This is a genomic window from Nonomuraea sp. B12E4, assembly GCF_039871825.1.
Classification (GTDB): Bacteria; Actinomycetota; Actinomycetes; order Streptosporangiales; family Streptosporangiaceae; genus Nonomuraea.
This window is the reverse complement of sequence record NZ_JBDPME010000001.1, coordinates 256214-268259: the sequence shown is the minus strand read 5'-3', so window position 1 is coordinate 268259 and position 12046 is coordinate 256214. Positions and strand designations below refer to the sequence as shown.

The following is a 12046-nucleotide window of genomic DNA, read 5'->3' as shown; positions in this document are numbered from 1 at the left end:
ACCCGCACCCGCCCGCTCACCCGCCCGCGACGCCTGCCTCAGAGCCGCGCGCGCGGGCCGCGCAGGCGGCGCACTCCGACGGCTGCCCGTCCCGCGCGTCGGCGCCCAGCGGTTCGTCCCTGGCGGTCAGCACGCCGGCGAGGTCGGCGGCGAACTCGAAGGGGTGCGTCACGTAGCCGACGTGCCCCCCGGGGAAGTGCACGATCTCCTTGCCGATCCGCTCGGACAGCACGGTGTTCGGGCGGTAGGGGAAGTGCTCGCGCCCGATGCTCCCGTTGCCCAGCACCAGCCGGTCCGAGAGGGTCCGCAGCAGCGCGATGTCGGGCACGTACGCGGGGTAGGTCCGGATCTCGTGCTCGAACCAGAAGGTGTGGTTGCGCCGGATCCTGGACAGCATCGCGGCGAGCTGGTCCGGAGGCAGCTCGACCTCCTTCGGCGGCCGGGTCGGGACGTTCATGCCCATGCCCTCCATGAAGACCGCCCGCGCCTCCTCGACACCGGAGCTGCGGTAGGTCTGGTACAGCTCGGCGTAGAAGGCGAGCCACTGCTCGGCGTCGGGCAGCACGGAGGCCAGCGGCGGTTCGTGGCAGACCAGGGTGCGGATCTGCTTCGGGTAGCGCTCCAGCAGGGCGAGCGCGACGATGGCGCCCGAGCTGCTGCCGAACACGTGCGCGGGGGGCTCGGCGAGGTGGGCGAGCAGCCGGTAGGCGTCGTAGGCGTCCAGCTCGATCCGCAGGTCGTCGTCCACCGACCCCTTGAGCGGGCTGCGGGAGAAGCCCCGCCGGTCGTAGGTGATGACCGTGTAGCGCTCGGCGAGCGCGTCGGCCATCGGGCCGAACGGCGTGGCGTCGCCGTTCCCGCTGGGAATGATCAGCAGGGCCGGACCCGCCCCGCGCACCTCGTAGTAGAGGCTCACGCCCGGCAGGGCGAGCTTGCCGCTCGTGTGTGCGTGCATCTGTCCTCCAGGTGCCCGCGCCATCGAGCGGAGCTCCTGGCAGGCGGGCTTGCCAGGAGCTCGTCTTCTGCGCACCCCCAGGCGGCCGCGGGTGCGTGGCCACGGCGCGTCGCGCTCAGCGACGGCGGTGCTGCGCGGTCAGCCTCTCCAGCGAGGCGACGATGTCGGCCGGGCTGGGCAGGGACAGCCACTCGTCGTAGACGGCCTGCGCGCCGACCTGGTAGGACGGCTCGGTCACCACCTGGTTGACCAGTTTGCGGATGTCGTCGACCGACTGCGTCACGTGGTTCAGCCTGGCGCCGGCGCCCCGGCTGATCACGTAGCTGGACGTCGGGGTCGCCTCGAGCTTCTTGTTCGGCAGCTCCCAGGTGGTGACCGTCTCGACGACCTCCTCGTTGACCCCGAACTCGAAGCCGACGCGGTAGGTGCCGTCCTCCATGGTGCGCGGATCGACCTCGACCGGGCGCATCATGAGGGTCTCGCCGGTGTCGCAGACGATCTGCGGCACCTTGGCCGCGCACGCCGCGGCGAAGGTGCCGATCCCGCCGTGGTGGATGATCGCCGAACAGGTGGGGAGCAGGTTGGTCAGGGTCACCCATTCGATGATCCGGACGTTGTCAGGGACGTTCTCGATGCCCTCCAGCTGCAGGTTGTTCAGCGTGGCGATCACCTCGACGTCCAGGTCGGCGACCGCTTCGAGGATCTTCGGGGAGCGGCCCCAGTCACCCTTGATGAACCTGCGGGTGGACTCGCCGAGCGTCAGCGCCACCCGTGGCCGCTCCGGCTTCGCGTAGAGCCACTCGGGCAGCACGTCCACGCCGGTGAACGGCACGTACCGCATGGGCAGCTTGATCGTGCTGGTCGGCAGCCGCAGGCCCGGCGGCATGGGGTCGAGCGACCACTGGCCGTACAGCAGCTCGCGGTCGGCCTCCGTGCCGTACTGCTCGGCCAGCGGCCGCACCAGGTCGGCGTGCGGGTGCTCGGGCAGGCCCGCCGCCCTGACGTCGTCCCCGCGCTCGGCCAGCCGGTCCATGCTCCAGGCCAGGTAGTCGGGGCCGAGCAGGAAGCGGGCGTGCGCGGCGCCGCTGACGCGGGCCGCCACCGCTCCGCACCCGAACGTGGGGTCCCAGACCACCAGGTCCGGCTGCCAGGCCCGGGCGAAGCCGATCAGCTCGGCGGCGTAGGGGAGGTCGACCCGGACGTAGTCGGAGATCGGGTTGAGCAGCCACTGGTAGTAGGCGATCCAGTGCTCGCGCTCCTCGTCGTCGAGCTTGAGCACGTCGGCGTAGCGCAGCACCTCCTCCGGCCGCGCCGGGGCCTTGGCGTCCGGCCGCATCCGCGCCTCGTCGATCGACGCGTCGCCGAGCGCCACCGGGGTCAGGCCCGCTGCCCTGATCGAATCGGTGAACCGGGCATGGGACGCGACACGTACCTCGTGGCCCGCGCTCTGCAGGGCCCACGCGGTCGGCACGATCGGCCAGAAGTGGGCATGCGACGGGTAGACGGTGAACAGCACTCGCATAGGTCACCCCTTGGAAAGGATCTTCCCTGTGTGGTCCGGCGCAGATCTGCCGTCTGCGGCACCGGGCCTGAGAACTGTCCGCGAGCGGTCAACCGGGCACGTGTGACATTTCTCCGCTCCAGGCTCTCGCACCGGGCCTGGCGGCACATCTCGTGGATTGCCGTATGCCGAGGTGAAGGCGGGTGCCCGGAGGGCCGCGGCGGTTCTCAAGCGGGGTGGATCGTGATCGGGACGCCGTTGAAGACGGCGTTGCCGGACAGGGCGTCCACGAGCGACTCGTCGGTCAGGGCGTTGGCGTTGACCCCGGGGTGGGCGGCGGCCACCCGCTGACCGCTGCCCTGGTGGCCCCAGCCGTGGGGCAGGCTCACCACGCCGGGCATGACCTGGTCCGTCGCCTCCACGGGCACCGTGAGCTCGCCCGCGGCCGAGCGGACCACCGCGGTCTCCCCCAGGCCGAGCCGCGCGACGTCGGCGGGGTTGACGTGCAGCACGCACCGGTTGCTGCCGCCGACCAGGGACGGGGTGTTGTGCAGCCAGCTGTTGTTGGAGCGTAGCTGGCGGCGCCCGATCAGCAGGAACTCCGGCCCCGGCCCGGCGAAGTGCTCGCACAGCCGCAACACGTCCGCCACGATCTTGGGCGGGGTCAGCTCGACCCGGCCGGAGGGGGTGATGAGCAGCTCCTTCAGCCGCGGCTCCAGCGGCCCGAGGTCGATGCCGTGCGGGTTCGCGCGCAGCGTGGCCAGGGACAGGTCGTAGGGCCCGAGTTTGAGCATCGCGTCGAGCAGCAGCTCGGGGCCGCTGTCGCCGTCCAGCCCGGCGCGCAGCTCGGCCACGTCCTGGCCGGCGTACGGGGAGTCCGGGGCCTCGGTGGCGCCACGCAGGATCTGCTCCAGGATCATGTCGTCGAGCGCGGCCGGGGCGGCGTCCGGGCCCTGGCCCGCCAGGATGAGCGTGAGCTTGGCCATGATCTCCGCCTCGGAGAGCTGCCCCGGCTCCAGCGGCAGGATCTGCGGCGAGAACCTGGTGTAGTTGCGCACGGTGACGATGAGCAGCAGGAAGTCGTAGTGCGGCATCTGCGTGATGCGCGGCGGCGGCAGGATGACGTCGGCGTGCCTGGTCGTCTCGTTCAGGTACGGGTCCACGCACACCATGAAGTCCAGCCCCGGCAGCGCCCGGTCCAGCCGCGGGCCGTTCGGCGCCGAGAGCACCAGGTTGCCCGCGATCGACACCAGCGCCCTGACCTGGCCCGTCCCGGGCGTCTCGATCTCGTCGGCCAGCGTCGCGACGGGCACCTCGCCGAGCACCTCGGGCAGGCCGCGGACGCGGCTGTGCCAGCGTCCGGTGTCGAACGGCTGCCCGGTGCGGAAGATCTCCAGCGCCGCCGTCCTGGTGAACATCACGCCGCCGGGCCGGTCGAAGTTGCCGGTCAGGATGTTGACCACGTCCACCAGCCACTGCGCGAGCGTGCCGAACTCGGCCGTGGAGGTGCCGATGCGCGTGTAGACGGCCGCCGTCGGTGCCGCCGCGAGCTCGCGGGCCAGCCGCACGACCTGCTCCGCCGGGACCCCGCACACGCGCGCCACCTCGTCCGGGGTGAACTCGGCGGCCAGGTCCCGCAGCTCCTCCAGTCCGTTCACGTCCACGTCGATCGTGGTGAGGTCCTCGTCGAGCAGGGTGTGGACGATCCCGAACAGCAGGTAGGCGTCGGTGCCCGGCCTGACGAACAGGTGCTCGTCGGCGAAGGCCGCGGTGCGGGTGCGGCGCGGATCGACGACCACGACCTTCCCGCCGCGTTCGCGCAGCGCCTTCAGCCGGGCGGGGAAGTCGGGGGCGGCACACAGCGAGCCGTGCGACTCCAGCGGGTTGGCGCCGATGACCAGCAGGTAGTCGGTGCGGTCCACGTCGGGCACGGCGATGGCGAACGGGTCACCGAACATGAAGCCCGTCGAGACGTGTTTGGGCATCTGGTCGATCGTGCTCGCCGAGTAGGTGTTCCTGCTGTTCAGCGTCCGCGTCATGGCCTCGCGGTACATGAAGCCGGCCATCGTGTGGTACGTGGGGTTGCCGAAGTAGACGGCCACCGCGTCGCGGCCGTATGTCTCGGCCACCCTCGTCAGCCCCCGGTCCACCGCCTGGAAGGCCTCCTCCCAGGTGGCCTCGCGCCAGCGGTCGCCCTCCCGGATCATCGGGCGGCGCAGCCGGTCGGGATCCTCGTCCAGCCGGCCCAGGCTCGCGCCCTTGGGGCAGATGTACCCCTTGGAGAACGGGTCCTCCGCGTCCCCCTTCACCGATGTCACGCGCCCCGCGTCGGTCAGGGTGAGTCGAAGGCCGCAGACGGCGTCGCAGATCGGGCAGGTCCGGTAGGCGGTTCTCATGATGCTCCTGACGGTCGGCCTCGAAGCTCATCATGGCTTCGGGCCCTGACCGGCGGGATCTCCGAGAGTGCGCTTGTCGATCCGGCCGCGCAGGTGGCCGGGGCCACCCCGCAATCGAGAAGATGCGTCAGACGGCGGGCCGGATGAGGATACCCGCAGGAGCACCCCGGACATCGGACGAACGGTGCCGTACTCCCATTCCCGAGCTCCATTTCCGCAGTTAGGGGCCATCCATGACCATCACACCGCCGCGCTCGGGTGAACTGCCGGAATTTCCGATCCCGCGTCCGTCGGAGTGCCCGTACCGGCCGTCCTCGGAGCACGTGGACCTGCGCGACGAGGGCCCGATGACCAGGGTCAAGCTCTACAACGGCCGTACGCCATGGCTGGTGACCGGCGCGGCGCAGGCGCGTGCCGTGCTCTCCGACTACCGCAGGGTGTCCATCCGCCCCTACCACGGGAACTACCCGCTGCTCAACGAGGAGTTCGAGAAGGTCGTGGACAGCGGGTACGCCGACGTCCTGTTCGGGGTGGACCCGCCGGAGCACACCAAGCAGCGGCAGATGATCATGCCGCGCTTCTCCCTGCGGCAGACCGCGAAGCTGCGCGACGACATCCAGCGCATCGTGGACGAGAAGCTCGACGACATGATGCGCCAGGGACCGCCCGCCGACCTGGTGACCCTGTTCGCCCAGCCGGTGCCGTCGATGGTGATGAGCCTGCTGCTCGGCGTGCCGTACGAGGAGAACGAGGAGTTCGAGACGCCGGCCCGCAAGCTGTTCGTGCCGGAGCTGGCCGAGGAGGCCACGGCGGAGCTGGGCGTGTACCTCGACGGGCTGATCCAGCGGAAAGAGGACAACCCGGGCGCCGGCCTGATCGGTCTGATCGACGACCTGATCGTGCAGTTGCACAAGGGCACGATCACCCGGGACGAGCTGGTCCACATCGCGATGGCCATGCTGGTCGCGGGCACCGACACCACCACGAACGTGATCTCGCTGGGCACGCTGGCACTGCTGGACACCCCGGGACAGTGGGAGGCGCTGCGCGACGACCCCGACCTGGTGGGCGGCGCGGTGGAGGAGATCCTGCGGTACGTGTCCCTGGTGGAGGCGTTCGCCCGGGTCGCGACCGACGACATCGACCTCGACGGCGGCGAGATCAAGGCGGGCGAGGGCATCCTCATCAGTTGCGCCGGGGTGAACTTCGACCCGGCGCTGGTGTCCGACCCCGACGTCTTCGACATCCGCCGGCCGCCCCGCCCCAGCTTCTCCTTCAGCCACGGCATCCACCGGTGCCCGGGTGACAACCTGGCCCGTCTGGAGCTGGAGGTGTCGTTCCGGACGCTGGTGGAGCGCATGCCCGGCCTGCGGTCCGCCGTGCCCACGGAGCAGTTGCGGAGCAACAACAACGACGGAACCCTGCAGCGGCTCTTCGAGTTCCCGGTGGTCTGGTAGCGGCCGCCCGCGCGTTCACGGGAGAAAGGTGAGCAGCATGCCACAACTACTCGGTGTCGCCTACGACACCGGTACGAACTTCGCGACCGGTCAGGGTTCGCTGTCGCGTACGGCGTGGAGCACCGACGCCATGCTGGCGGAGCTGAGCCTGATCAGCGACCAGCTCAACGCCAACTCTGTCACGATCTACGGCAGCGACCTGAACCGGCTGGCCGTGACCGCGACCGCCGCGGTGGAGCGCGATCTGCACGTGTGGCTCCAGCCCCGGCTGGTGGACCGGCCGCAGCAGGAGGTCCTGGACCACCTCGCCGAGGCCGCGCACCTGGCCGAGTCGCTGCGGCGGCAGGGCGCCGACATCAACCTGACCGTCGGCGCGGTGCACCTGATCTTCACCCCGGACATCGCCCCGGGCGACCAGTACCACGAGCGGATGGCGAACGTGTACGCCGATGCCGAGCACCGGCTGCTCACCCCCACCGCGCGGGTCGACATGGCGGAGTCGACGCCCCGGCTCAACGAGTTCCTGAGCAAAGCCGCCTCGGTCGTCCGCGGCATCTTCAACGACGGGATCAGCTACTCCTCCGCGCCGTTCGAGGACGTCGACTGGGAGCCCTTCGACTACATCGGCCTCATGTACCAGTACCTGCCCGCCCCGCTCAGCAGGCAGGACCACCTGGCCCTGGTGAACGACTACCGCCGCTGGGACAAGCCGATCCTGATCGCCGAGTTCGGGACCGCGACCTATCAGGGCGCCGAGGACAAGGCGTTCTTCTTCTGGGACGTCGTGGACCGCAGCGGGGCCGTGCCCACGGTCATCGACGGCTACGCGCGCGACGAGAGCGCCCAGGCCGCCTACCACCTGAAGATGTTCGACACCTTCGAGGAGGCCGGGGTTCACGGTGTGGCCGTGTCGGAGCTCATCCACCCCACCCACCCGCACTCGGACGACCCCCGCTACGACCTGGACACGGCGAGCATGTGCATCGTCAAGACCATTCGCGACGACTTCTCCGACCCGGCCTCCGACTACCGGTGGGAGCCGAAGGAGTCCTTCCACGCGATCGCCGACTACTACGCCCACGTCGGCTTCCAAGCGGTCGTGCGGAGATAGATACCGTTTCCGAGCTGGATCAGAGGTTGCCATGACCGTGACAGCAGGGAAGTCTCCGGCGCGAAGCGCCTCGGATCTGCCCGGTTATCCCCTTCCCCGAGAGTGCCCGTACCGGCCGTCCTCCGGCATGACCGGACTCCGCGCGGGAGACCCGATCACCAAGGTACGCCTGTACGACGGCCGTTCGGCCTGGCTGGTGACCGGACCCGAGGAGGCGCGCCTGCTGCTGGCCGACAAGCGGATGTCCAGCCTGGCCCACTATCCGAACTATCCGGTGCTGGACGAGCGGCATCTGCACATGCGGGCCACCCGCGAGATGGCCAGGGAGGAAGAGGGCGGATTCGCCGGCGCGCTGTTCGGCGTGGACCCGCCCGAGCACACCCGGCAGCGCCGGCTGCTGCTGCCCCATTTCACCGCCCGGCGTGTGGCCGCCCATCGGGCCGAGATACAGCGCATCGTCGACGGCCGCCTGGAGGTGATGCTGCAGCAGGGGCCGCCGGCGGACCTGCTGTTCGATTTCGCCGTGCCGGTGCCCATGATGGTGGTCTGCGCCTTCCTCGGCGTCCCGTACGAGGACCGCGGGCGGTTCGAGGGGCCCGCCAGGGACCTGTTCGACACTGAGCGCGCGGGCCAGGCCATGGAGGAGCTCAACGGCTACCTGGAGCACCTCATCGAGGCCAAGGGCCGCGGCAATCCCGGCGACGGCCTGCTCGACGACCTGATCGCCGGCCCGGTGCGGTCGGGCGAGCTCGACCTCGAAGAGCTGATCCAGTTCGCCTCGGCCATCCTGATCGCCGGCACCGTCACCTCGACCAGCACCATCGCGCTCGGCACGCTCGCCCTGCTGAGCGCGCCCGGCCAGTACGCCGCGCTGTGCGCGGACCCGGAGCTGGTCCCCGGCGCGGTGGAGGAGATCCTGCGGTACGTGTCCCTGGTGGAGTCGCTCTCCCGGGTCGCGACCGACGACGTGGAGATCGGCGGCACCCTCATCCAGGCGGGTGACGGCATCCTCATCAGCTTCGCCGGCGCCAACCTCGACCCCAGCGTGACCTCGCATCCCGGCGAGCTGGACATCACCCGGCCGCCGACGAACCACCTGGCCTTCAGCTACGGAATCCATCACTGCATGGGGCACAATCTGGCCCGTCTGGAGCTGGGCATCGCATTTCGCACGCTGGTCGAGCGCTTTCCCACGCTCGCGCCGGCGGTCCCGCCCAATCAGGTCCCCTGGTACTTCGATTTCACCGTACCGCGCCTATTGTCGTTCCCGGTCACCTGGTAACGCGCACGGGCAGGAATTCACGTATTTCCTGGAGAGGAAAGGCTTCGTGACAATTACATCGGTACGCCCGTCAACGTCGACCGAACTGGAAGACCTGGACCGGCGGCACGTCATTCATCCCCTGCAGTCGGCGGCCATCTCCGACCGCATCGTGATCGTCCGTGGCAAGGGCTCCACCGTCTGGGACGCCGCCGGCAACGAGTTGCTGGACGCGACCGGCGGCGGGCTGTGGCACTCCCATGTCGGGCACGGCCGGCGCGAGCTCGCCGAGGCCGCTGCCAGGCAGATGGAACGGCTTGAGTATTTCACCGCCTACCAGGAGTTCGGCAACGACAAGGCGATCGAGCTGGCCGTCCGCCTGGCCGAGCTCTCGCCCGGCGACCTCAACAAGGTGTTCTTCACCAGCGGCGGCTCGGAGAGCGTGGAGACCGCCATCAAGGCGGCGCGGCTCTATCACGTCCGGCGGGGCGAGCCCGACCGCACCTGGATCATCTCCCGCTACTACGGCTACCACGGCGCCAACTACGGCTCGGGCACCCTGACCGGCTTCCCGCCGATGCAACTGGGTGTCGGCCCCAACCTGCCGCACGTGGAGAAGGTCTCGCCGCCCTACCTGTACCGCGCGGCCGAGCTGTACGGCGACCGGGACCCGACCGACTTCCTCATCGAGGAGCTGGAACAGACCATCGAGCGGCTCGGCCCCGGCAACGTGGCCGCCATGATCGGGGAGCCGGTCATGGGCGGAGGCGGCGTGCTCACACCGCCGATGGACTACTGGCCACGGGTGCGCCAGGTGCTCGACCGGCACGGCATCCTGCTGATCGCCGACGAGGTGATCACCGCGTTCGGCCGCACGGGCGCCTGGTTCGACTCTGCGCAGCGGTTCATGGAACCGGACATCATCACCACGGCCAAGGGCATCACCAGCGGCTACTTCTCCTACGGCGCGGTGCTGCTGCGCGACGACATCGGTGACACGATCATCCAGGACATGGGCTTCTTCCACGGCTACACCTTCAGCGGCCATCCGGTCGGCGCCGCGGTGGCCCTGGCCAACCTGGACATCATGGAGCGGGAGAACCTGGCCGAGAACGCGCTGTCCATCGGCGACTGGTTCAAGGCCGGCCTCGCGCCGCTGGCCGAGGTGCCCACCGTCGGCGACGTCCGCGTCGAGGGCGCCGCGGCCGCCATCGAGATGGTGGCCGACCGGGGCACGCGCGAGCCGATGCCGTTCCCCGACGTGTTCGGGCTGACCGCGCGGATCCGCGACGAGCACGGCGTGATCTCCCGCCCGTACGCGCACAACATCATCCTGTCTCCCCCGCTGGTCATGAACGAGGAGGAAGTGCGGCGGACGAGCACCGCGATCGTCGAGGTGCTGTCCCGCGGCGCATAACCCCGCCGCACCCGCAAAAGGGCATCTCCGGGCGTCATTCACGCCCCGAGGTGCCCTTTTCGCATGCCGGGCCAACCTCCCGCGCATTGCAGGAAGCGGGCGGGCGCGTGCAGCTTCATGTCGCCGATAATTCTGTCGCCGGGGCCGTCGAAAAAGCACCATCGAATTGACGGAAGCGAATTCCCGACCCCGAGGAAACGGAAATGAATCGAACCGACACGTACGACGCGGAGGATGTGCGCAACCCGGACTTCCTGGCGCTCGGCATGGGCGCCACGAACATGGTGGCCATGCTCTGGACCGTGGCCATGGGCCACCGGGCCGTGGGCGTGGACATGCGCGGCGAGCCCTCGCTGGGCGTGCACTGGAACATCCGTGAGGAGCTCTACCACCACCTCGGCCACATCGACCAGCTCATGGAGGAGCGTTACGGCGAGGACCGGCTGCCGCGCCGCGGCAACGGGACCATCCTCCGCCTCGCGGAGAGCCTCTACCGGCCCGACTGGCCCGCCGGCCCGGTCGCGACGGACGAGCTGATCTCCGGCTTCACCGACACCCGCATCGGCGGTGTCGTCCACCACACCGAGTTCATCGACGACCGGTGGAAGGACGGCGCGCCGAACCGGATCATCACCCTGGTGGACGCGCCCGAGGCGCCGGACAAGCCGGACGCCACACGGATCGGCCGGAACATGGTCGAAGTGCTCGACAGCCCCTCCACCTTCCAGACCGGCGCCTTCCAGCTCCTGATGCTGCTGCGCCGTTATCTCGAGCTGATCGAGGAGCAGGACCTGGAGAGGGGCCTGCAGCCGCGGGTCCGCCTCTTCACCAACCACCGCGTCGCCGAGGACGGCTGGATCGAGCGTCCCGACGGCAGCAAGCAGATCCTCATCGAAGAGCTGCGCCAGCTGGACTTCAGGGGGAAGTTCCACCGCGTCCGCGCGCCGGGCACCGACCTGATCGACCTCGGCGTGCCGAAGCTGTTCATGATCGCCCAGGGATTCACCAGCGCCGACGCCGATCGGCTGGGATTCAAGCAGGAGGACGTATGCGTCGACCACAACGACGGAAAGGGGCCGGTGGTGGCCCAGGCCGACTACCTCGCCGGGCTGATGGGCGTGCTCGTCGACGGCCGCCTGCGCCGGCGCATCGCCTCGGAATTCGACGAGGAGGGCAACGAGTACTGGGTGCGGCAGATCGCGGTCGGGCACGAAGGCGACCCCGCCGTGGGCTGGGTCCTCGTCCAGGTGCCTGACTTCAAGGTCTTCGACCCGATCGAGGCCGGCCAGGTGCCGCCGGGCACCGACCGGGAGTCGGTGGAGTACTACGCCGCCTACCGGCACATGCTGCGCGACTACTACCTCGAGCAGGTCTCCGCGATCCTGGAGATGCCCAAGCAGAAGCTGGAGCGGACCGCGATGACGTACGGGCCGAAGCTGTTCAGCCTGGTCGAGCGGATCGGCGCGGACGCGCTGGTGGCCCCCAACGGCGTGGTGGCCGGCGACTCGTTCGGCAACGGGCACTTCCTGACCAGCGGTGGCGCCATGACCGGCATGATCGGGCACGCCAGCCGGGTGCTGGGCTACTGGGAGGCCAGGAAGGCGGGCGTCGGGCACGACGACGCCATCAGGGAGCTCGCCGACGGGATCTACTCGGACACGCGGAGCTGGCTGCACGTCAGCGCCACGGAGTTCAGCCAGGCGCTGCCGATCAACTTCGGCGCCGAGCGGATCGAGAAGATCGTCACCGCCACCGGCTCCGACACCACGGCGCGGGCGACCACCGTCGAGGCCACGCGCAGGCTGCGCCACTCGCTGATCCCGCTGGACCCCTCCGACTGGCTGCGGCCTGTGCTCACCGCCGGCCGGATGCACGCCATGGACCTGCCCCCGCTGGAGCCGACGCACCCTGCCGCGCGGACCAACGTGCAGGTCGGGGAGTGAACGGC

8 protein-coding genes are annotated in these 12046 nt (G+C 69.8%); 5 read left to right on the top strand and 3 right to left on the bottom strand.

What is annotated here, in order from left to right; genetic code table 11:
* Positions 1–16: 16 nt before the first annotated feature.
* From ABGB18_RS01165 to ABGB18_RS01155, 3 genes are all read right to left on the bottom strand, one after another.
* A complete protein-coding gene (locus tag ABGB18_RS01165; protein ID WP_347693372.1) occupies positions 17–955 on the bottom strand; it encodes an alpha/beta hydrolase in 939 nt (312 codons plus the stop codon).
* 115 nt (positions 956–1070) lie between these two features.
* Positions 1071–2477 carry a nucleotide disphospho-sugar-binding domain-containing protein gene (locus tag ABGB18_RS01160; protein WP_347693371.1) on the bottom strand — a complete coding sequence of 469 codons (1407 nt, stop codon included), beginning with the start codon at positions 2475–2477 and terminating at the stop codon, positions 1071–1073.
* Positions 2478–2683: 206 nt separating this feature from the next.
* Entirely contained in the window at positions 2684–4852 is a 2169-nt protein-coding gene (locus tag ABGB18_RS01155) for a molybdopterin oxidoreductase family protein (protein ID WP_347693369.1), read from the bottom strand.
* Positions 4853–5085: 233 nt separating this feature from the next.
* On the opposite strand from ABGB18_RS01155, the gene ABGB18_RS01150 reads away from it, so the two are divergent.
* The 5 genes from ABGB18_RS01150 (at position 5086) to ABGB18_RS01130 (ending at position 12041) form a co-directional block, all read left to right on the top strand.
* A complete protein-coding gene (locus tag ABGB18_RS01150; RefSeq protein ID WP_347693368.1) occupies positions 5086–6309 on the top strand; it encodes a cytochrome P450 in 1224 nt (407 codons plus the stop codon).
* A 37-nt stretch (positions 6310–6346) separates the two neighbouring features.
* The gene (locus tag ABGB18_RS01145) at positions 6347–7420 is read left to right on the top strand and encodes a hypothetical protein (protein ID WP_347693367.1); all 1074 of its coding nucleotides are present in this window, start codon (positions 6347–6349) and stop codon (positions 7418–7420) included.
* 127 nt (positions 7421–7547) lie between these two features.
* Positions 7548–8702, top strand: coding sequence for a cytochrome P450 (locus tag ABGB18_RS01140; RefSeq protein ID WP_347693366.1), 1155 nt, complete (start codon positions 7548–7550; stop codon positions 8700–8702).
* Between the two features lie 46 nt (positions 8703–8748).
* Positions 8749–10098 (top strand): aspartate aminotransferase family protein, encoded by a 1350-nt coding sequence (locus ABGB18_RS01135; protein ID WP_347693365.1) that lies wholly within the window; start codon positions 8749–8751, stop codon positions 10096–10098.
* A 203-nt stretch (positions 10099–10301) separates the two neighbouring features.
* The gene (locus tag ABGB18_RS01130) at positions 10302–12041 is read left to right on the top strand and encodes a hypothetical protein (protein WP_347693364.1); all 1740 of its coding nucleotides are present in this window, start codon (positions 10302–10304) and stop codon (positions 12039–12041) included.
* The last annotated feature ends 5 nt before the right edge of the window (positions 12042–12046 follow it).